Origin of the sequence: Streptomyces sp. NPDC059443 (assembly GCF_042750105.1) — a bacterium.
Classification (GTDB): Bacteria; Actinomycetota; Actinomycetes; order Streptomycetales; family Streptomycetaceae; genus Streptomyces.
In genome coordinates this window covers 39,513-59,284 of record NZ_JBHYVM010000021.1, presented here as the reverse complement: position 1 = coordinate 59,284, position 19,772 = coordinate 39,513, and the positions used below count along the sequence as shown (strand labels likewise).

General features: G+C 74.4%; 17 protein-coding genes and 1 pseudogene. 13 read left to right on the top strand and 5 right to left on the bottom strand.

Features of this window, described 5'->3' with window-relative positions; all coding sequences use genetic code 11:
• Positions 1 to 8: 8 nt before the first annotated feature.
• Entirely contained in the window at positions 9 to 818 is an 810-nt protein-coding gene (locus tag ACFXDJ_RS21000) for a carbon-nitrogen hydrolase family protein (RefSeq protein WP_384663587.1), read from the bottom strand.
• Between the two features lie 188 nt (positions 819 to 1,006).
• Positions 1,007 to 1,459 (bottom strand): hypothetical protein, encoded by a 453-nt coding sequence (locus tag ACFXDJ_RS20995; protein WP_384663586.1) that lies wholly within the window; start codon positions 1,457 to 1,459, stop codon positions 1,007 to 1,009.
• 268 nt (positions 1,460 to 1,727) lie between these two features.
• On the opposite strand from ACFXDJ_RS20995, the gene ACFXDJ_RS20990 reads away from it, so the two are divergent.
• The 6 genes from ACFXDJ_RS20990 to ACFXDJ_RS20965 all read left to right on the top strand — a co-directional run bounded on the left by ACFXDJ_RS20990 (position 1,728) and on the right by ACFXDJ_RS20965 (position 6,831).
• Complete coding sequence (locus ACFXDJ_RS20990; RefSeq protein WP_384663584.1) at positions 1,728 to 2,435, top strand: GNAT family N-acetyltransferase; 708 nt, start codon at positions 1,728 to 1,730, stop codon at positions 2,433 to 2,435.
• Positions 2,436 to 2,539: 104 nt separating this feature from the next.
• The gene (locus tag ACFXDJ_RS20985) at positions 2,540 to 2,659 is read left to right on the top strand and encodes a putative leader peptide (protein WP_384663582.1); all 120 of its coding nucleotides are present in this window, start codon (positions 2,540 to 2,542) and stop codon (positions 2,657 to 2,659) included.
• An 84-nt stretch (positions 2,660 to 2,743) separates the two neighbouring features.
• The gene (locus ACFXDJ_RS20980; RefSeq protein ID WP_384849886.1) at positions 2,744 to 3,955 is read left to right on the top strand and encodes an LLM class flavin-dependent oxidoreductase; all 1,212 of its coding nucleotides are present in this window, start codon (positions 2,744 to 2,746) and stop codon (positions 3,953 to 3,955) included.
• A 29-nt stretch (positions 3,956 to 3,984) separates the two neighbouring features.
• The gene (locus ACFXDJ_RS20975; protein ID WP_384662119.1) at positions 3,985 to 5,388 is read left to right on the top strand and encodes an NtaA/DmoA family FMN-dependent monooxygenase; all 1,404 of its coding nucleotides are present in this window, start codon (positions 3,985 to 3,987) and stop codon (positions 5,386 to 5,388) included.
• A gap of 9 nt (positions 5,389 to 5,397) precedes the next feature.
• The gene (locus ACFXDJ_RS20970; RefSeq protein ID WP_384662121.1) at positions 5,398 to 6,543 is read left to right on the top strand and encodes an LLM class flavin-dependent oxidoreductase; all 1,146 of its coding nucleotides are present in this window, start codon (positions 5,398 to 5,400) and stop codon (positions 6,541 to 6,543) included.
• Between the two features lie 108 nt (positions 6,544 to 6,651).
• Entirely contained in the window at positions 6,652 to 6,831 is a 180-nt protein-coding gene (locus ACFXDJ_RS20965; RefSeq protein ID WP_384662124.1) for a DUF1059 domain-containing protein, read from the top strand.
• Here the strand turns inward: ACFXDJ_RS20965 and ACFXDJ_RS20960 are convergent, their stop codons facing one another.
• Positions 6,832 to 7,287 carry an Lrp/AsnC family transcriptional regulator gene (locus ACFXDJ_RS20960; RefSeq protein ID WP_384662127.1) on the bottom strand — a complete coding sequence of 152 codons (456 nt, stop codon included), beginning with the start codon at positions 7,285 to 7,287 and terminating at the stop codon, positions 6,832 to 6,834.
• A gap of 10 nt (positions 7,288 to 7,297) precedes the next feature.
• Positions 7,298 to 8,788, bottom strand: a complete 1,491-nt coding sequence (locus ACFXDJ_RS20955; protein ID WP_384662130.1) for an amino acid permease — start codon at positions 8,786 to 8,788, stop codon at positions 7,298 to 7,300.
• Between the two features lie 463 nt (positions 8,789 to 9,251).
• Here ACFXDJ_RS20955 and ACFXDJ_RS20950 point away from each other — a divergent pair, with 463 nt between their 5' ends.
• The 7 genes and pseudogenes from ACFXDJ_RS20950 to ACFXDJ_RS20920 all read left to right on the top strand — a co-directional run.
• The gene (locus ACFXDJ_RS20950; RefSeq protein WP_384662133.1) at positions 9,252 to 10,313 is read left to right on the top strand and encodes a GDSL-type esterase/lipase family protein; all 1,062 of its coding nucleotides are present in this window, start codon (positions 9,252 to 9,254) and stop codon (positions 10,311 to 10,313) included.
• Between the two features lie 154 nt (positions 10,314 to 10,467).
• Entirely contained in the window at positions 10,468 to 11,424 is a 957-nt protein-coding gene (locus ACFXDJ_RS20945; RefSeq protein WP_384662139.1) for an SCO0930 family lipoprotein, read from the top strand.
• A gap of 108 nt (positions 11,425 to 11,532) precedes the next feature.
• Complete coding sequence (locus tag ACFXDJ_RS20940; protein WP_384849883.1) at positions 11,533 to 12,435, top strand: LytR/AlgR family response regulator transcription factor; 903 nt, start codon at positions 11,533 to 11,535, stop codon at positions 12,433 to 12,435.
• A gap of 238 nt (positions 12,436 to 12,673) precedes the next feature.
• Complete coding sequence (locus ACFXDJ_RS20935) at positions 12,674 to 12,949, top strand: hypothetical protein (RefSeq protein ID WP_384662619.1); 276 nt, start codon at positions 12,674 to 12,676, stop codon at positions 12,947 to 12,949.
• Positions 12,950 to 13,075: 126 nt separating this feature from the next.
• Complete coding sequence (locus tag ACFXDJ_RS20930) at positions 13,076 to 14,800, top strand: cation acetate symporter (RefSeq protein ID WP_384662622.1); 1,725 nt, start codon at positions 13,076 to 13,078, stop codon at positions 14,798 to 14,800.
• A gap of 34 nt (positions 14,801 to 14,834) precedes the next feature.
• Complete coding sequence (locus tag ACFXDJ_RS20925; RefSeq protein WP_384662625.1) at positions 14,835 to 16,070, top strand: histidine kinase; 1,236 nt, start codon at positions 14,835 to 14,837, stop codon at positions 16,068 to 16,070.
• A gap of 56 nt (positions 16,071 to 16,126) precedes the next feature.
• Positions 16,127 to 18,919, top strand: a pseudogene (locus ACFXDJ_RS20920) (ATP-binding protein); the annotation flags it as partial.
• A gap of 36 nt (positions 18,920 to 18,955) precedes the next feature.
• Here ACFXDJ_RS20920 and ACFXDJ_RS20915 read toward each other — a convergent pair.
• The gene (locus ACFXDJ_RS20915) at positions 18,956 to 19,504 is read right to left on the bottom strand and encodes a sigma-70 family RNA polymerase sigma factor (RefSeq protein WP_384662631.1); all 549 of its coding nucleotides are present in this window, start codon (positions 19,502 to 19,504) and stop codon (positions 18,956 to 18,958) included.
• Positions 19,505 to 19,772 lie beyond the last annotated feature (268 nt).

Below are 19,772 nucleotides of genomic sequence, written 5' to 3'. Positions count from 1 at the left end.
GAGGAGGGTCAGACGAGCGAGGCGTACAGGCCGGGGCGGCGGTCCCGCAGGTACGGGTTGGTCTCGCGCGAGGCCCGCAGCAGTTCGGGGTCGGCCTCGCCGATCACCAGCTCCTCGCCGCGCCCGGCGCGGGTCCGGGTGACCCCGTCGGGGCTGGCCAGGCAGCTGAGCCCGACGAACTCGAACTCGCCTTCCGGGCCGGTCCGGTTGACGTACGCGATGTACATCTGGTTCTCGAAGGCCCGTACGGGTACCAGCTGTTCGGCGACGAACTGGAACGGGTGCATCTGCGCCGTCGGCACCAGGAGGAGGTCGGTGCCGGCGAGCGCGTGCGCCCGTACGTTCTCGGGGAACTCCACGTCGTAGCAGATCATCAGGCCGATCCGCAGTCCGCCGAGGTCCGCCTGGACCACGGGGACGTCGCCGGGGGTGAAGGCGTCCTGCTCGAAGCAGCCGAAGAGGTGGGTCTTGCGGTAGTTCGCCAGCCGGTCGCCGTCGGGGCCGATCAGCTGGGTGGCGTTGTAGACCGTGTCGCCGGCTCCGCCGTCCCGCTCGGGATAGCCGTAGAGCACGGCCACCCCGTGGCGGCGGGCGATCTCGCCGATGGCGCGGGCCGACATGCCGTCGGCCGGTTCGGCGAGCCGGGCGATGTCCTCGATCTCCAGCGCGTAGCCGGTCAGGAACATCTCCGAGGTCACGAGGAGCCCGGCCCCCGCCTGTGCGGCGCGTGCCGCGGCCTCGTCGAGCGCCTTCAGGTTGGCGGCGGTGTCGCCGAGCCGTCCGGAGCTCTGGAGGAGGGCGGTGCGCAACGGGGGCATGGGCGTACCTCTGTGGCAGGAGGGGTGGGGGTCATAAGACGGTACGTTCGCGCGTTCGACCCCGACAAGCCGTGACCGTTGCGCTCCGCGCATCGATTCGTTGCGTCTTGCGGGGCGGACCCGGCGATTCGTTGCGCGGAGCCCTGCGCGGCCGTCTGACGAGGCCCTACCGCGGCCCGGCCGGGCCCCTACGGGGCCTTGCGGAAGGCCGGGTCCGCACTGAGGCGGCGCAGGTCTTCCAGGATGTCGGGGGTGTGGTTGGACACCACCCGGCCGCTCCAGCCGTCGCAGAGGGCGGGGACGGTGAGCGGGCCGTCGTGGTGGTGCCCAGAGGCCTCGTAGGCGCGGCGGAGCGCCTCGTGCCCGGTGGTGTCGCCGTCGGCGTCCGCCTCGGTGCCGGTGCCGGGAACGAGGACGGTCACGGCTACGGCGTCACGGAGCCCCGGGGCGGCGAGTGCGGCGGCGACGCCACGGCAGTGCGGACAGTCGTCGGCGGCGAGGAAGACCCGGTACCGGTGCGGGACGGGCGAGAACCCGGCCCCGATCCGCCCGCGCAGGGACGGCGCCGCCGCCTCGGGCCGGGCGTGGGCATACGTCTGGACATGGGTCTGGGCCTTGGTCTGGACATGGGTCTGGGACATGGCTCTCCTCTGTCTGCTGTCTGCGTAGGTACCTGCGTACGTACTCGGCGGGGCCTAGAAGGCCGGGGCCGTGGCGCTGCAGACGCGGAGGAGGTCGATGTGCAGACGGCGGGTGAGCCAGGAGCGGCGGAGGGGAGCGGGTGGCGTGGTGAGCTGGTCCACCGGGTCCCCCTCGTGTCCGCGGCCCCCGTTAGGCTGACCTTCGCAGTCTCACGGCACCGCCCGGGGCCGTCAAGAGCGCCCGCACGACCGGAAGGAAGCACCGCCCATGTCCGCCCAGTACCGGCCCGGCAGCGTCCTCGACAATCCCGTCTGGGCGGCCCTCGACGGCCCGCACCGGGGCTTCGCCGAGACCGGGCCCGCCGGGCTCGCCGCCCGCTATCCCGCCGACGTGTCCCCCTTCGCGGCGCTCGCCGATCCCGAGGACCCGCGCGCCTGGGCGGATCTGGCCGCGCTGGCCGGGCCGGGTCAGGAGGTCTGGGTGACCGGGCTGCTGACCCCGCCGCCCGGCTGGGAGACCCTGGTGTCGCTGCCGGGCGTACAGCTGGACGGGCGTCCGGTAGGGGGCAAGGAGGAGCCGGAGGCGGTCCTGCTGGGGCCCGCCGACGTGCCGGAGATGCTGGAGCTGGTGGCGCTGACCAAGCCCGGCCCGTTCGGCGAGCGCACCGTCGAGCTGGGCACGTACCTCGGGATCCGCAGTGGCGGCCGCCTCGTGGCGATGGCCGGCGAGCGGATGCACCCGCCGGGCTGGGTGGAGATCAGCGCGGTGTGCACGCACCCCGACCACCGGGGCAAGGGTCTGGCCGGGCGGCTGATCCGCGCGGTGGTGGCCGCCGTGGAGGAGCGCGGGGAGAACCCGTTCCTGCACGCGGCGGCGCAGAACACCTCGGCGATAGCCCTGTACGAGGCGATGGGGTTCACCCTGCGCCGGGAGCCGTTCTTCATCGGGCTTCGCACTCCCGACACGAAGGCTTAACACGGACACGAAGGCTTAACACGGATCGGCCGTACGGGCGTTGTGGCCCGGCCCCCTCTGACCTAGCGTCGGTAGAACGACCGGAGCGGAGGGGGTGGCAGGGCATGACCGTACGCACCGCACGCACCGCCGGTGACGCCGTCGCCCCCGGCCGCGCCGTGCATCTGCACTCCCGCGCGCACATCGACCTCCAGCGGGTCGCCGCTTCCCTCTGTCGTTCCTGATCAGCGTTCCGCGCTCCGCGATCCGCGCGCCTCTCGGCCGCGCCGCCCGCCCCGCCCGCCGCCCGATCAGGAGGCAGCTCCGCCATGCCCGCCCACGCCCACCGTTCGACCAGCCCTTCCCCCTCCCCTTCCCCCTCCATTTCCCCCTCCATCCGGCTCGCCGTCGCCCTCGACGGCGCCGGCTGGCATCCGGCCGCCTGGCGCGAACCGGGCGCCGGGGCCGACCGGCTGTTCACCGCCGGGTACTGGGCGGCGCTGGTCGCAGAGGCCGAATCCGGCCTGCTGGACTTCGTCACCTTCGAGGACTCGCTCGGCCTCCAGTCCACCGATCCGGCCGGGCCCGACGGCCGGACCGACCTGGTGCGCGGCCGGCTCGACGCGGTCCTGGTGGCCGCCCGGGTGGCGCCGCTGAGCCGGCACATCGGGCTGGTGCCGAGCGTGGTGGCCACGCACACCGAGCCGTTCCACGTCTCCAAGGCGCTGGCCACCCTGGACCACGTCAGCCGTGGGCGCGCCGGTCTGCGGATCCAGATCTCCGAACGGCCGGACGAGGTACGCCACTTCGGGCGCCGCGCGGCGGGAGAGGAGACCGCCGGGCTGTACGCGGAGGCCGCCGACCACGTCGAGGTGGTGCGCCGGCTGTGGGACAGCTGGGAGGACGACGCCGAGATCCGCGATGTGGCCACCGGCCGGTTCGTCGACCGGGCCAAGCTGCACTACATCGACTTCGAGGGGCCCCGCTTCAGCGTCAGGGGCCCCTCCATCACCCCCCGGCCGCCGCAGGGCAGGCCGCCGGTCAGCGCGCTCGCCTCCGACGCCGCCGTGTACCCCTTCCTGGCCCGGACCGCCGACATCGGCTACGTGACCCCGCGCACCACGGACGAGGCACGCTCCGCCGTCGCCGCGCTCCCCGGAGTCCCGCACGTATTCGGCGAGTTGACGGTCTTCCTCGACGAGAAACCGGCGGTCGCGGAGCGCCGGCTCCAGCGGCTGGACGCCGCGCACGGGGCCGCGTACACGAGTGACGCCCACGTCTTCGCGGGCACGGCGGCCCACCTCGCCGATCTGCTGCTGGAGTGGCACGGGGTCGGCCTGACCGGCTTCCGGCTGCGGCCGGGGGTGCTCGCGCACGATCTGCCGGCGATCACCCGCGTCCTGGTCCCGGAACTGCGGCGCCGCGGGGCGTTCCGCAGCGCGTACGAGGCCTCCTCGCTCCGCGGCCTGCTGGGGCTGGAGCGCCCCGCGAACCGGTACTCCGCCGCTTCCGCTGCCGCCTCCGCCGCCGTCTCCGCCTGACCTCCGTATCCGGAAGGACCGACAGACACATGAGCAAGCCGCTCAAGCAGATCCATCTCGCGGCCCACTTCCCCGGGGTCAACAACACCACCGTGTGGAGCGACCCGGCCGCCGGAAGCCACATCGACTTCGACTCCTTCGTCCACTTCGCGCGCACCGCCGAGCGCGCCAAGTTCGACTTCCTCTTCCTCGCCGAGGGCCTGCGCCTGCGCGAACAGGGCGGCCAGATCTATGACTTGGACGTGGTCGGGCGGCCCGACACCTTCACCGTGCTGGCGGCCCTGGCCGCCGTCACCGAGCACCTCGGGCTGACCGGCACCATCAACTCCACCTTCAACGAGCCCTACGAGGTGGCCCGCCAGTTCGCCTCCCTCGACCACCTGTCGGGCGGCCGGGCCGCATGGAACGTGGTCACCTCCTGGGACGCCTTCACCGGGGAGAACTTCCGGCGCGGCGGTTTCCTGCCGCGCGAGGAACGCTACGAGCGGGCCCGGGAGTTCCTGGCCACCGCGCACGAGCTGTTCGACGCCTGGGACGGCGGCGAGATCCTCGCCGATCCGGTCTCCGGGGAGTTCCTGCGGGACGCGGGCGCGGGGGCCTTCGTCCACCGGGGCCGGCAGTTCGACATCTCCGGCCACTTCAACGTGCCGCGCAGCCCCCAGGGGCGGCCCGTCGTCTTCCAGGCGGGCGATTCGGACGAGGGCCGGGAGTTCGCGGCGGCCGGCGCCGACGCCATCTTCGGCCGGCACAGCACCCTGGAGGCGGGCCGCGCGTTCTACGCGGACGTCAAGGGGCGCCTGGCCCGGTACGGGCGCACCCCCGACGAGCTGAAGATCCTGCCGGCGGCCACCTTCGTACTCGGCGACACCGATGCCGAGGCCCGGGAGCTGGCCCGTGAGGTGCGGCTCAAGCAGGTCAGCGGGGCGACCGCGATCAAGTACCTGGAGCACGTGTGGAACCGGGACCTGTCCGGCTACGACCCGGACGGGCCGCTGCCGGACGTCGACCCGGCCCCCGGGGAGAACACCATCGCGCTGGGGCGGGCGAGCGTACGCCTGAACCGGGATCCGGTGGCCGTCGCGCGGGAGTGGCGGGAGCTGGCGGCGGCCCGGGGGCTGTCGATCCGGGAGCTGGTGATCGAGACGACCGGCCGGCAGTCCTTCGTCGGCTCTCCCCTCACGGTCGCGCGGGCCATCGACAACCTGATCCAGGAGGACGCCGCGGACGGCTTCATCCTGGTCCCGCACCTGACCCCCGGCGGGCTGGACGGCTTCGCGGACGCCGTCGTGCCGCTGCTCCAGGAGCGCGGGGTGTTCCGCGCCGAGTACGGCGGCCCGACGCTCCGCGATCACCTCGGGCTCGCGGCTCCCCTCCCCCGCACCCGGCCCCTCGCCGACGCCCACGCCCACGCCCACGCCCACGCCCACAACTGAGGAGACCCCATGCCCGCCACCGTCCCGCTCGGGATCCTCGACCTCGTCCCGATCCCGTCCGGCTCCACGGCGGCCGAGGCCCTGCGCAGCACCGTGGACCTGGCCCGGCAGGCCGAGCGGTTCGGCTACGCCCGGTACTGGTTCGCCGAGCACCACCTCAACCCGGGGGTCGCCGGGTCCTCCCCCGCCGTCGTGGTGGCGCTGACCGCCTCGGCGACCACCTCGATCCGGATCGGCTCGGGCGCGGTCCAGCTGGGGCACCGTACGGCGCTGTCCACGGTCGAGGAGTTCGGCCTGCTGGACGCGGCGTACCCGGGCCGGATCGACCTGGGCCTGGGCCGCTCGGCGGGCGGCCCGCCGCAGCACCCGGCCGGGGAGCCGGCGCGGGCCCACACGACGGAGAACGGGCTGCGCATCCCGGAGCCGTTCTCCTTCGCCCATCTACGGGGCCACCCGCGCCTCGCGCTCCAGCACCGGCTGCTGCACCTGCCGGGGGCCGAGTCCGAGGAGTACCCCGGGCAGGTGGCCGACGTACTGGCCCTGCTGCGCGGGGAGTACCGCTCGCCGGACGGGGTCGAGGCGCACGCCGTGCCCGGGGAGGGGGCCGAGGTGGAGGTGTGGGTGCTGGGCAGCAGCGCCGGGGTGAGCGCGGAGACGGCCGGGGCGGGCGGGCTGCGGTTCGCGGCGAACTACCACGTCAGTCCGGCGAACGTGCTGGCGGCGGCCTCGGCGTACCGGGAGGCCTTCAAACCGTCGGCCGGGCCGGGCGGGCTGGACCGGCCCTACCTGAGCGTTTCCGCCGATGTGGTGGTGGCGCCGGGCGACGCGGAGGCCAGGGAGCTCGCCGCCGGGTACGGGCCATGGGTGCGCAGCATCCGCACGGCCGAGGGCGCGATCCCCTTCCCCACCCCGGCCGAGGCCCGGGAGCTGGTCCGGGGCTGGTCGGCGGCGGACCACGCGCTGGTCGCCGACCGGGTGGAGACCCAGTTCGCGGGGTCCCCGGCCACGGTCGCCGACCAGCTGGAACGGCTGCGGGACGCGACCGGCGCGGACGAGCTGCTGATCACCACGATCACCCACTCCCACGCCGACCGGGTGCGCTCGTACCGGCTGCTGGCCGGGGAATGGGCCCGCCGGGGGTACCTCGGCCGCTAGGTGTGGCCTTGGTGACGCCCCGACTTTCGCCCCCGGCCCGGGAAGAGGATCGTGGGAGGTGAGTCCATCTGCACCTGCCATCCCGGGAGGTACATCATGCGCAAGGTCATGGACTGCAGGCAGTACCCCAGCGAATCGCATTGCTCCCTCACCATCGCGGGTGAGGAAGAGGAAGTCATGCGGGCGGCGGTCTTGCACTCCGTCGACGTGCACGGCCACCAGGACACTCCGGAGTTCCGCGCGACGCTGCAGGACCTGATGAAGGACGAGGCGCCGCAGCACGCCTGACTACGCCGGGGCGCCCGAGGTGAAACGCCGAAGCAGCGGGGAGAGGACGAGCACGGACTTGGTGCGCTCCACGAAGGGCTCGCCCGCGATCCGCTCCAGGACCCGCTCGAAGTGCCGCATGTCGGAGGCGAAGACCTGGACGAGGGCGTCCGCGTCGCCGGTGACGGTCGACGCGGACACCACCTCGGGGTAGCGCTCCAGCCCGCGCCGGATGTCGTCCGGCGAGGTGTTGTGGCGGCAGTACATCTCGATGAAGCCCTCGGTCTCCCAGCCCATCGAGGCGGGGTCCACGCGCACGGTGAAGCCGGTGATGGCTCCTTCGGCGCGCAACCGGTCCACGCGCCGTTTGACGGCGGGGGCCGAGAGGCCGACCTCGGAGCCGATGTCCGCGTAGGAGCGGCGGGCATCCTTGGCGAGGGCGTGCACGATGCGTTCGTCGAGATCGTTCAGTCGCACTGCGCGTGGATCACTTCTCTGCTGCGGCCGGCTCTGTGGTGGTCGGCTCGGCGGTGGCCAGTCGGGAGCGGCGGATGCCGTAGAGGAAGTAGACCACGAGGCCGACGGCCATCCAGACACCGAAAGCGATCCACGTGGCCGCCGGCAGGCTGTACATCATGTAGGCGCAGGCGAGGAAGCCGAGGATCGGCGTGACCGGGAAGAGCGCCACCTTGAAGGTGCGCGGCATGTCCGGCTTGGTGCGGCGCAGGATCACGACGGCGACGTTGACCAGCGCGAAGGCGAAGAGCGTGCCGATGCTGGTCGCGTTGGCGAGCTCACCCAGGGGGATGAAGGCCGCGAGGGCGCCGCAGAAGAGGGAGACGATCACCACGTTGGCGCGCGGGACGCCGGTCTTCGCGTCGACCTTGGCGAAGACCTTGGGAACGAGGCCGTCGCGGGACATCGCGAAGAGGATGCGGGTCTGGCCGTAGAGCACGGCGAAGACGACGGAGAAGATGGCGATGACCGCGCCGGCCGCGAGGACGACGCCCCAGAAGCTGTCGCCGGTGACGTTGGTCATGATCTTCGCGAGCGCGGCCTCGGTGCCGCCGAAGTCCTGCCACGGCATGGCGCCGACGGCGACGAAGGCGACGAGGACGTACAGGATCGTGACGATGCCCAGCGAGAGCATGATCGCGCGCGGCAGGTCCTTCTTCGGGTTCTTGGCTTCCTCACCGGCGGTGGAGGCGGCGTCGAAGCCGATGTACGAGAAGAAGAGCGTGGAGGCGGCGGCGCTGATGCCGGTGACGCCCAGGGGGGCCAGCGGGGTGTAGTTGCCGGACTTGATGCCCATGACGCCGATGCCGATGAAGAGCAGCAGGGTGACGATCTTGACGCCGACCATGATCGAGTTGACCGTGGCGCTCTCCTTGGCCCCGCGCATCAGGAAGACCATGGAGAGCAGGATGACGACGAGCGCCGGCAGGTTGATCCAGCCGCCGTCGCCCAGCGGGGCGGAGAGGCTCCCGGGGATGGTGAAGCCTATGGTCCCGTCGAGGAGCTCGTTGAGGTACTGGCCCCAGCCGACGGCGACGGCCGCGACCGAGACGGCGTACTCCAGGACCAGGCACCAGCCGCAGATCCAGGCGATGAACTCGCCCATGGTGGCGTACGAGTACGAGTACGAGGACCCGGAGACCGGGACCGATCCGGCCAGCTCCGCGTAGGAGAGCGCCGAGAACAGCGCCGTCAGGCCCGCGATGATGAAGGAGATCGTCACTGCCGGGCCGGCCTTGGGGGCGGCCTCGCCGAGGACGACGAAGATGCCCGTGCCCAGGGTGGCGCCGATGCTGATCATCGTCAGCTGCCACATGGTGAGCGAGCGGCGCAGCGAGCCGCCCTCGCCCTGGCCGCCCTCGGCCACCAGCTGCTCGACCGGCTTGCGGCGCAGGAGCGGGTGGGCGGGCTTGCGGGGCGCCTGTTCGGGGGCGAGCGGTGGCGCCTGGCCGTGATCGAGCACGAGGGGACTCCTTTGTCACTGCGGGTGGGGTTGTCGGCGTCGACCGCAGCGGTCCGGAGCAGGAGCAGGCCTGAGGCCTGGGCATGGGGGACCGCCGAGCAGGCGGTCCACGCCACTCCACGTACAGCGAGTGAGCCTACGAGCTGAGTGATACCGCCCGTAATGCACCATCCTTGCACATTGGCGCACGATCGTTGCGCGGATCTGTCCTGGATGGTCCTTTGTTGCGTGCGGATGATCGATCAATGCGCAGGGGACCCTGACCCGCGTTCTTGACACTTCGTCAGATCTGCCGGAGCGTGCCGCCATGGACGCCCGTCCGCACGGCCGCCGGGACCGCACCCACCGCAGTCGTGCTGTCTTTCGCGGCCTCACCGCAATCCGCGCACATCACGCGGCAGACTCGGATGGTCGGCGGCGGCGCCGGCGCGAAGTCCCCGTACCCGACGATCGGAGGCGAGCAATGAGCGCTTGGAGAACCGAGGACACCGCGGAGGAAGGAGTCCGGGTCCCCGCCCAGGCGTCGGGCACGGACCACTGGCTGGACCCGGGACCCTTCCTGCGCGGGGTGGCCTGGCTGCACGAGGGCCGTCCCGTGCGCGCCGACCCCTCCGACACCATGCGGCTGCCCTGGGACACCGGCGAGCGGGCCACCCTGCCCATCGGGGTGCGCCTGGAGTTCACCGCGCAGGGTGCGCGGGCGGTGGAGATCCGCTACCGGGCGACCGTGCCCGGCCCCACCGACGCGCTGCACGACCTCGCCCACTGCTTCGCCCTCTGGGACCGGCACGGGGTGGTCCGGGAGCTGTTCACCGAACCGGCCGCGGAGGCCGTCGTGCGCATGGAACTGCCGGGCGGGCCGGGCCCGTTCATCATCCATCCGCCCGAGACGCAGTCCCCGCTGATCCTCGGCGTGCGCGGGATCGGCGGCCGGGTGAGCCCGCCGCCGCCCGCTCCGCGCTGGGTGGTGCACGGCGACTCGATCACCGAGGGCTGGTGGTCCACCCGGCCCGCGCACGGCTGGCCGGCGGTCGCGGGGCGGGCGCTCGGCTGGGACACCGTCAACCTCGGCTACGCGGGCGCCGCGCGCGGGGAGCTGGCCACCGCCGAGCAGCTCGCCGAGCTCCCCGCCGACGTCATCACCCTCGCCTTCGGCACCAACTGCTGGTCCCGCGTGCCGTTCTCGGTCCCGCTCCTGTACGAAACCACCCGCGTGTTCCTCGAACTGATCCGCCAGGGCCACCCCCGGACCCCGTTACTCCTCCTCTCCCCCGTGCTGCGCCCCGACGCGGAGCGCACCCCGAACAGGCTGGGCGCCACCCTGGGCGCCCTGCGCGACGCGATGGAGCGCGCCACCCGGGACCGGATCACCGCCGGGGACGGCCGCCTCGCCCTGCTGCCGGGCCGGGACCTGCTGGGCCCCGAGCACCTGGCGGACGGCCTGCACCCCAACGACTCCGGACACCGCACGCTCGGCCTCGCTGTGGCCACGGCCATGCGGCGGGCCGGGTTCGGCGCGGGGTGAGTGAAACAGCCCACATCGGACGATTGAACAGAACGGCTCCAACGAGGCGTGTCCTGCACACAGTTGCCGACGCGGCCGATCCGAAGAGGTCCCAAGGGGCCGAAGGGGGCGGACGCGGCGGCGGTCGTAGGACACACACGTGGGAGAGATCAAGATGGGCATCAAGCGCGGAACCACCCTGGCGGCCGTGGCGGTCGTCGTCGCACTCACCGCGACCGCCTGCGGCGGGGACGACAAGGCGGGCGACACCACCAAGCCGGCCGGTGCGGCCGCCCCCGCCCAGAAGTCCTCCTCGGGCGACGGCTACGGCGACGGCTACGGGTCCGGGGGCGCCGACGCAGGAGCGGCCGGGGCCGCCAAGCCCGCCGGGCAGCTGGCCATCGCGGCGAACGAGCAGCTCGGCTCCGTCCTCGCCGACAGTGCGGGCTTCACCCTGTACCGCTTCGACAAGGACACCGCGAAGCCCTCGAAGTCCAACTGCGACGGGGACTGCGCGAAGACCTGGCCGGTGGTCGCGGCCGGTGACGCCACCGCCGCGGCGGGCATGGACCCGGCGCTGCTGGGCGAGGTGGTCCGCAGCGACGGCAGCAAGCAGCTGACGGTGGCGGGCTGGCCCGTGTACCGGTTCGCCAAGGACACCAAGGCGGGCGACACCAAGGGGCAGGGCGTCGGCGGCACCTGGTTCGCGGCGGCGCCCGACGGGAAGAAGGCGGCGAAGGCGGCCGCCCCGGCCCCCGGCGCGGCCCAGGCCGCGGGAGCGCTGACCGTGGCCAAGGACCCCAAGCTCGGCGACCACATCGTCGACGGCAACGGGATGACCGTCTACCGGTTCAAGCCCGACACCGCGTGGCCCATGGTCTCCAAGTGCGAGGGCGACTGCGTGGCCAAGTGGCCGGTCGTGCCCCCGGTGGACCAGGCCAACGCCAAGGGGATCGTCGAGAAGAACTTCCTCGTGCTGGACCGCCCCGACGGCAAGAAGCAGCAGACGGTGAACTGCTGGCCCGTCTACACCTTCACCGGTGACAAGAAGGCCGGCGACATCAACGGCCAGGGCGTCGGCGGCACGTGGTACGCGGTGGCCCCCGACGGCAAGCTCATCACCGTCCAGTAACCACTGGTCCCGTAAAGGCCACCTGACCGCGCGGTCCCCGCCCCCCTCCCCCCGGGCGGGGGCCGCGCACCGTTTCGCCCCGGCGAAGCGGAATCTAGACTCGCTCGCATGCTGCGCGTACTGGCCGTCGACGACGAGAAGCCCCTGCTCGAAGAGCTCCTCTACCTGCTGCGCTCCGACCCCCGGGTGCGCAGCGCCGAGGGTGCCTCGGACGCCACCGAGGCGCTCCGCCGGATCACGCGTGCGCTGGAGAGCGGCCCGGACGGGCCCGACGGCATCGACGTGGTCTTCCTCGACATCCACATGGCGGGGCTGACCGGGCTGGACATCGCCCGGCTGCTGGCCGGGTTCGCGCGGCCGCCGCTGATCGTGTTCGTCACCGCCCACGAGGGGTTCGCCGTACAGGCCTTCGACCTCAAGGCCGTGGACTACGTGCTCAAGCCGGTCCGGCCGGAGCGGCTGGCCGAGGCGGTGCGGCGGGCCTGTGCGCAGTCCGGGCGGACCGCGCAGCCGCCGGCTCCGGGCGGCCCGGCCGACCCGCCGGCCGCCCCGCCCGCCGGGCCCGCGGCCCTGCTCGGGGCCGTGGCCTCGCCGGGGGCGGTGCCCGCCGTACCGGTGCCGCGCCGCCCCGTTCCCGAGGTCCCCGCCGGGGCCGGCGGGGCCGGCGCGGACCGCACCCCCGACCAGATCGCCGTCGAGCTGGGCGGCGTCACCCGTTTCGTGGCGATCGCCGACATCGCGTACGTGGAGGCCCAGGGCGACTACGCCCGGCTGCACACCGACGAGGGCAGCCACCTGGTACGGATCCCCCTGGCCACGCTGGAGGAGCGGTGGGCGGCGCGCGGGTTCGTCCGGATCCACCGCCGCCACCTGGTGGCGCTGGGCCGCATTGACGAACTCCGCCTGGACGCGGGCACCACCACCGTCCGCGTCGGATCGGCCGAGCTCCAGGTGAGCCGACGGCACACGCGGGAACTCCGGGACCTCCTGATGCGCCAGGCGATGGGCTGACCGCGACGGCCGGGCGGCGGGCGTACGGGAGGCGAGCGGCGGGCGGGCAGCAGGCGGGCGACGGCCGAGCGGCGGGGTGGACGGCGCGGGCGACCGTCCGGCGCGCGGGCGAGCCGTTCACCGCGCCCGGAGGGGCGTACGGCGATCCGCCGGAGCCGTCGGCCGCAGCGGTGGCGCGACGGCCCGACGCGACGACCGGCCGCGCGTATCGTGGATCTTCCGCCCCGGGAGGAAGCAGATGTCCGAAATCCAGGCGCTGCTCGACGCACTGACCGGACTGCCCCGCACCCGTCCGGCCGGGCCCGCCGAGACCGAGGCGCTGCTGGCCCGCTTGCGCAGCGCGGCCGCGCGCTGGGCCGACGTACTGTACGAGGCCCGCGAGGGTGCGAGCGGCCAGGTACCGCCCCGGGCCGAGGCGGCGCTGACGCTGGCGTTCCGGCGGGCGGAGGAATCGTACGTGGAGCTGGAAATCGCCCTGCGGGACTGCGCGGAACACCGCGACCCCGCGCTCTGACGCCATCCGGCCGCGCGGTCGGGGACGGCCTGTCGCCGGGTCCGGGAGCATGCGTAAACTCCCGTGATCCCTCCAGGCCGTCCCTTTCGGATCTCGCCTGGCCCCACTCAGCCGAAGGACCGACCGGTGAACCAGACGTACGCGCTGACCGCGGTCGCCGTCGTCGTCCTGGTCACGGTGCTGCTCGGCGCGCTGGGCCTGCGGATATCCCGGACCACCTCCGATTTCTACGTGGCTTCGCGCACGGTCGGCCCCCGCCTCAACGCGGCGGCCATCAGCGGCGAGTACCTCTCCGCCGCCTCCTTCCTCGGCGTCGCCGGCCTGGTGCTGCTCCAGGGGCCGCAGATGCTCTGGTACCCGGTGGGCTACACCGCCGGCTACCTGGTGCTGCTCGTCCTGGTCGCGGCCCCGCTGCGGCGCTCGGGCGCGTACACCCTGCCCGACTTCGCGGAGGCCCGCCTCGAATCGCAGGCGGTGCGCCGGATCGCGGTGCTGTTCGTGCTCGGGGTCGGCTGGCTGTACCTGCTGCCGCAGCTCCAGGGCGCGGGCCTGACCCTGGAGATCCTGACGGGGGCCCCGCACTGGGTGGGCGGGGTGGTCGTCGCCTGTGTGGTGACGGCGGCGGTGGCGGCCGGCGGAATGCGCAGCATCACCTTCGTGCAGGCCTTCCAGTACTGGCTGAAGCTGACGGCGCTGCTCGTTCCGGTGTTCTTCCTCCTGGCGGCCTGGGTGGGCGACGGCGCGCCGCGCGCCACCTTCGACGCCCCGGCGGTCTTCCGCGCGCACACCTCCGTGACCCTGGCCGAGGACGTAAGGCTGTCCCTGGACGCGCCGCTGACGGTGACGGTGACCGGGCAGGTGGACGGGCACCCGTACGCGGACGAGTCCGTGACCCTGGCCGCCGGGAGCCATTCCGTACGGGCCCACGCGCGGCTGGCGTTCGACCCGGACTCCCCCCTGCCCGGGACCCGGACGGACACCGGGCCCGCCGTGTCCAGCTGGTCGGAGCCACTGTCCGGGGCCCGGCCGGAGCTGCGGCTGTACGCGACCTACGGGCTGATTCTGGCCACTTTCCTCGGGACCATGGGGCTGCCGCACGTGGCGGTCCGCTTCTACACGAGCCCGAACGGGCGGGCGGCGCGCCGGACCACGCTGGTGGTGCTGGGGCTGGTCGGCGCGTTCTACCTGCTGCCCCCGGTGTACGGGGCGCTGGGCCGGATCTACGCCCCCGAGCTGGCCCTGACCGGAGAGGCGGACGCGGCGGTGCTGGTGCTGCCGTCCCGGCTGGTGGGCGGGCCGGCCGGGGAACTGCTGGGGGCGCTGCTGGCCGGGGGCGCCTTCGCGGCGTTCCTGTCGACGGCGTCGGGGCTGACGATGGCGGTGGCGGGGGTGCTGCACCAGGACGTGCTGCCGTGGCGCGGGGTGGGGAGCTTCCGGGTGGCGGTGCTGGTGGCGATCCTGGTGCCGCTGGGCGGGAGCGTGGCGGCGACGGACGTGCCGGTGGCGGACGCGGTGGGGCTGGCCTTCGCGGTGTCGGCGTCCTCGTTCTGTCCGCTGCTGGTGCTGGGCATCTGGTGGCGCGGGCTGACCCCGCCGGGGGCGGTGGCCGGGCTGCTGACCGGGGGCGGGGCGGCGCTGAGCGCGGTGCTGGCGACCCGGGCGGGGCTGGCTCCGGCGGGCTGGCCGAACACGCTGCTGGCGTGGCCGGCGGTGTGGTCGGTGCCGCTGGGGTTCCTGACGATGGTGGTGGTGTCGCTGGGCACGCGCGGGCGGATCCCGGCGGGGACGGCGGCGACGCTGGCCCGGCTGCACCTGCCGGAGGCCGTGGCGGTCGAGGGCGGTGCTCCATGAGCGGGTCGGTGCTCTCGGGCGAGGGCGGTGCTCCATGAGCGGAGCACTGCTCTCCGTGCTGGCCGCGGCCGGGGCCGTGGTACTGCTGGGGCTCGGCTGGGCCGGCGGCCGGTGGCAGGCCCGGCGGGGCGAACGCGCCTTCGGCCTCGACCTCGGCACCCCCGTCGAACGGGCCACCTTCCACACCCTGCACACCGCCTCCCTCGCCGCTCCCCCGCTGCGCGCCGGCCTCACCGAGGACGCCGCCCGCAAGGCCGCCAAGCGCCTGCGCTCGCTGCTCGGCACCGAGGCCCTGTGTCTGACCGACCGCCGGCACGTCCTCGCCTGGGACGGTCCGGGCGCCGACCACCACGAGCGCCGCGCGATGGTCCGGGTCGCCCTGATGCTGGAATCGGGCCGCAGCCAGAGCGTGCGGACCGAGTGCGAGCGTCCCGACTGCCCGCTGAAGTGGGTGGTGGTGGCCCCGCTGACCGGCGAGGACGGGGTGCTGGGCGCGCTGGTGGCCTACGGGTCCCGGGAGTCGGCGGTGCTGGTGCGGGCCGCGACCGAGCTCGCGCGCTGGGTCTCCGTACAGCTGGAGCTGTCCGAGCTGGACCGTTCGCGGACCCGCCTGATGGAGGCGGAGATCAAGGCGCTGCGCGCGCAGATCTCCCCGCATTTCATCTTCAACTCCCTCGCCGCGATCGCCTCGTTCGTGCGCACCGATCCGGAGCGGGCCAGGGATCTGCTGCTGGAGTTCGCGGACTTCACCCGCTACTCCTTCCGCCGGCACGGGGACTTCACCACGCTGGCCGAGGAGTTGCGTTCCATCGAGCAGTACCTGGCGCTGGCCGGGGCCCGGTTCGGGGAGCGGCTCAAGCTGACCTTGCAGGTGGCGCCGGAGGTGTTGCCGGTGGCGCTGCCGTTCCTGTGTCTGCAGCCGCTGGTGGAGAACGCGGTCAAGCACGGGCTGGAGGACTCCACCGAGGAGTGCCGGATCACCATCGCGGCCCGGGACGCGGGCGCGGAGGCGCTGATCACCATCGAGGACAACGGCGTCGGGATGGATCCGGCCCTGCTGCGCCGCATCCTGGCCGGGGAGCACTCCGGCTCGTCTTCGGGCATCGGGCTGCCCAATGTGGACGACCGGCTGCGCCAGGTCTACGGGGACGACCACGGCCTCGTCATCGAAACGGGAGTGGGCGCGGGCATGAAGATCACCGTGCGGATCCCCAAGTACCGTGCGGGTGTGCACAGTTCGGCCCCACCTGGCCGGTTTCCCCGGCGCTGACCGGTCCGGGAGCTGCCATCCTGGGATGGGCGCGAACGACCGGAGGGATCGCCGACGTGCGGGTCGGGCGAGAACAGGAACGGCAGGATCGCGAGGAGTGCCGCGCACAGCGCCGCGAAGAGCTGCGCAGGTGGGTGCGGGCGGGTACGGAGGGCGTCGGCGGCTGCCTGGTCGTGGAAGGGGAGCCGGGCGCGGGCCGGACCGCGTTCCTGCGCGAGGCGGTGGCCAGCGCGGCCGGACTCGGCTGCCGGGTCCGGTACGGGGCGGCCGAGGCGCTGGGCACGGGACTGCCGCTGCGGGCCGCGCTGGACTGCCTGCATCCGGACGGCCCCGGGCGGGCGCGGGCCCTGGCCCTGCTGCGCGAGGCCCGGCGGTCGGCGGAGCCGGGCGGGGCGCTGCTCGCCGCCATGGACCTGCTGGCCGCGGACGCCGAGGAGTGGTGCGGGCGGCGGCCGGTGCTGCTGGCCCTGGACGACCTCCAGTGGGCGGACACCGCCAGTCTGCTGCTGTGGCGCCACCTCGCCCGGGCCGCGCAGCGGCTGCCGCTCCTGCTGGTGGCGGCCCGGCGGCCGCTGCCCCGGCGGCCGGAGGTGGAGCAGCTGTGCGCGGCCCTGGGCGGCGGGCCGGCCGGGCGGACGCTCCGGCTGGGGCCGCTGACCGGGGCGGAGTCGGCCGCGCTGGTCCGCGACGCGCTCGGGGCGCCGCCCGGTCCCCGGCTGCGGGAGGCCGCCGGGCAGGCGGGCGGCAATCCCCGGCTGCTGCGGGAGCTGCTCGCGCACTGGTCCGGGGTCGTCGAACTCCGCGAGGGAGCCGCCGAACTGGCCCTGCCCGTACGGGAACTGCCCCCGCCGCCCGAGTCGGTGACCCGGGAACTGGCGCAGCTCTCCGCTGCGGCCGCGGCCGGGCTCCGGCACGCCGCGCTGCTCGGCCCGGCGTTCACCGTGCGCGAGCTGGCCCTCGTACGGGCGAGACCGGTACGGGAGTTGCTCGCGGACCTGGAGGAACCGCTGCTGGCCGGCGTCCTGGAGCCGTGCGGCCTGGAGTCGGGGAGTCCGCGGACGTGGACGGACACGGACCCCGGGGTGGCGCCCGGCGGGGCCGAGGGCCACGCGCTCCGCTTCCGACATCCCGCGGTGCGGCTCGCCCTGTACGGGGCGCTGCCCCGGGCCGCCCGCACGGCCCTGCACCAGGAGGCCGCGCGGGCCTTCGCCGGGGCCGGGCTCGATCCCGCCCGGACGGCCGGGCAGCTGCTGGGCGGCGGGGCGCTGGACCGGTGGGCACTGCGGTGGACGGCGCGGTCGGCCCAGGCCCTGATCGCGCGGGCGCCCGAGACGGCGGCCGTGCTGCTGCGCCGGGCCGTGGACCAGGCCGAGGGCCCGCACCGGCAAGCCCTGGAGGACGGCCTCGCCGACGCCGCCCTGATGCTGCGCCGCCCCGAGTCGGCGGAGCTCCTCGCCACCTTGCGGGAGCGGGCCGAGGACCCGGAGCGGCGGGCCGCGCTGGCCTTCAAGCTGGTGTCGGCGCTGATGATCCAGGGGGACATGGCCGGTTCGCTGGCGGTCACCGAGGACGCGCTGGCCGAGCAGGTCGCCTGCCCCCTGCTGCGGCTGCGCCTGGAGGCGTGCCGGGTGCTGGCGCTGGCCGATCTGCACCGGCCGGCGCAGGCGTACGCGCTGGCCGGGCCGCTGGTCGCGGAGGCGGCGCGGCTCGGCGATCCGCTGTGCGGGGCGGAGGCCGAACACGCCATGTCCTTCGCCCTGTTCCACCTGAACCGGGGCCGGGAGTCGCTCGGCCGGGTCGCGGCGGGCATCGCGTACGCCCGGCGCAGTCCGGCCGCCAACGACATGCGGCTGCTGCTGCTCGCGAACCAGGCCGAGGGGCACCTGCGGTTCGACGAGCCGCAGGTGGCGGCGGGAGCGCTGCGGGAGGCCCGGGAGCTGGCGGCCCGGACCGGGTCCACCGGTCGGCTGGTGGTGACGGAGGTGCTGCTGGCCGCTCTCGACTACCGGCTCGGCGACTGGGACGCGGCGCTGGCCGGTCTCGCCCGGGCGCAGGGCCTGCCGGTCTCGGACGGCTGGCTGCCGGTGGTGACGCACGGGCTGCGCGCGCTGGTCATGGGACACCGGGGCGAACGGGACGCGGCGCACGCCGAGTTGGCGAAGCTCGCGCCGGACGCGTGCGCGCCGCCCTCGGCCCGCCGGCACATCGCGCACATCCTGCTGGCGCGGTCCCTGCTCGCGGAGCGGGACGGGCGCGTCCGTGAGGCGGTGGACGCGCTGCGGCCCGCGCTGGAGGACGTCGCGGACGAGGCGGTGGCCTTCGACCGCGCCTGGGCGCTGTCGGAGGCCGTACGGCTCGCACTGGAGGCCGGGGACACGGACACGGCCCGCTCGGCGGTCGCCGCCTGCGCGCGCACGGCGGCCGCGCTGCCGGAGTATCCGGGCCCGGCACTGGCGCTGCTGCGCTCCCGGGGGCTGTTCGCCCAGGATCCGGAGCTGCTGGCGGAGGCGGTGGCTCGGGCCCGGGGCGAACTGGTGCTGGGGCAGACCCTGGAGGACCTGGCGGTGGCGCGGGCCTGGCACGGGGACCTGCCGGGTTCGCGGTCGGCGCTGACCCGCGCGGTGGCCTCCTACGAGGCCCTGGGCGCGCGGTGGGACATCGCCCGGGCCGATGCGCGGCTGCGGAGCCTGGGCGTGCGGCGCGGCAGCCGGGCGGCGCGGCGGCGGCCGGCCCGGGGCTGGGAGGCGCTGACTCCGGCGGAGCTGAAGGTGGCCCTGCTGGTGGCGCGGGGCCGGACCAATCCCGAGATCGCGTCGGCCCTCTTCCTGTCCCGCAGGACCGTCCAGACGCACGTCTCGCACATCCTGGCGAAGCTGGAGGTCCGCTCACGGTCGGCGGTGGCCGTGATCGTAGCCGGGCAGGAGGTCGCGCAGGGCCCGCAGGGCGTAGTGCGTACGGGACTTGACCGTACCGGCGGGTACCCCGAGCGCTTCGGCGGCCTCGCAGACGCTGGCCCCGTGGAAGTAGATCTGGACGAGCACGGCCCGGTGATCGGGGCTGAGTGAGCGCAGGGCCTCGCGGACGTCGAGGACGGCGGCGGACCGCTCGGTGCGGTCCTCGTCGGCGGGCGACTGCTCCAGCCCGTCGGGCCCGACCTCGGCGGGCCGCGACAGCCGGGCCCGGCGGGCGTCGATGGCCACGCGCCGGCCGACGGTGTACAGCCAGGGCCGCATGGACGCGTGGGTCCCGCTCTCCAGGGCCTCGGGGTGGGTCCAGGCGCGGAACAGGGTCTCCTGGAGGAGGTCCTCGGCGCGGTGGCGGTCGCCGAAGGTCAGGCCGAGGAGGAAACCGTAGAGCGCCTTGCCGTGGTCGCGCTGGAGCCGCGCCAGGGCGTGGGCGTCGGTGCGTCGGCGGGTACCGGTGGTCGCGGGCATGGCCACCCCTTCCGGGTCGGGATGCCGTGAGCGTCCTGCCGTCGGGTGGCGGAGTCATCCGCCGCGTGACGTAACCCGGCCCGCCCTGCGCCGACCGGTCCCTTCCCGTCGCCGAACGGTCCCCGTGGGCCGTCGGGCGCGTCTTCGCCGGAAACGACCGTGGCCCCCCCCCCCCCCCCCGGGGCGGGGGGGGGGGCCGGGGCCGGGGGGGACGGGGGACAACCGCCCCCCCCGGGGGGGGTTATAAAAACATAGCCAGCCCGCGCAA

Bases quoted from the DNA above. Each gene is read 5' to 3' on its own strand.
- ACFXDJ_RS21000 (WP_384663587.1), bottom strand. From the start codon at position 818: ATGCCCCCGTTGCGCACCGCCCTCCTCCAGAGCTCCGGACGGCTCGGC.
- ACFXDJ_RS20995 (WP_384663586.1), bottom strand. From the start codon at position 1,459: ATGTCCCAGACCCATGTCCAGACCAAGGCCCAGACCCATGTCCAGACG.
- ACFXDJ_RS20990 (WP_384663584.1), top strand. From the start codon at position 1,728: ATGTCCGCCCAGTACCGGCCCGGCAGCGTCCTCGACAATCCCGTCTGG.
- ACFXDJ_RS20985 (WP_384663582.1), top strand. From the start codon at position 2,540: ATGACCGTACGCACCGCACGCACCGCCGGTGACGCCGTCGCCCCCGGC.
- ACFXDJ_RS20980 (WP_384849886.1), top strand. From the start codon at position 2,744: ATGCCCGCCCACGCCCACCGTTCGACCAGCCCTTCCCCCTCCCCTTCC.
- ACFXDJ_RS20975 (WP_384662119.1), top strand. From the start codon at position 3,985: ATGAGCAAGCCGCTCAAGCAGATCCATCTCGCGGCCCACTTCCCCGGG.
- ACFXDJ_RS20970 (WP_384662121.1), top strand. From the start codon at position 5,398: ATGCCCGCCACCGTCCCGCTCGGGATCCTCGACCTCGTCCCGATCCCG.
- ACFXDJ_RS20965 (WP_384662124.1), top strand. From the start codon at position 6,652: ATGGACTGCAGGCAGTACCCCAGCGAATCGCATTGCTCCCTCACCATC.
- ACFXDJ_RS20950 (WP_384662133.1), top strand. From the start codon at position 9,252: ATGAGCGCTTGGAGAACCGAGGACACCGCGGAGGAAGGAGTCCGGGTC.
- ACFXDJ_RS20945 (WP_384662139.1), top strand. From the start codon at position 10,468: ATGGGCATCAAGCGCGGAACCACCCTGGCGGCCGTGGCGGTCGTCGTC.
- ACFXDJ_RS20940 (WP_384849883.1), top strand. From the start codon at position 11,533: ATGCTGCGCGTACTGGCCGTCGACGACGAGAAGCCCCTGCTCGAAGAG.
- ACFXDJ_RS20935 (WP_384662619.1), top strand. From the start codon at position 12,674: ATGTCCGAAATCCAGGCGCTGCTCGACGCACTGACCGGACTGCCCCGC.
- ACFXDJ_RS20925 (WP_384662625.1), top strand. From the start codon at position 14,835: ATGAGCGGAGCACTGCTCTCCGTGCTGGCCGCGGCCGGGGCCGTGGTA.
- ACFXDJ_RS20915 (WP_384662631.1), bottom strand. From the start codon at position 19,504: ATGCCCGCGACCACCGGTACCCGCCGACGCACCGACGCCCACGCCCTG.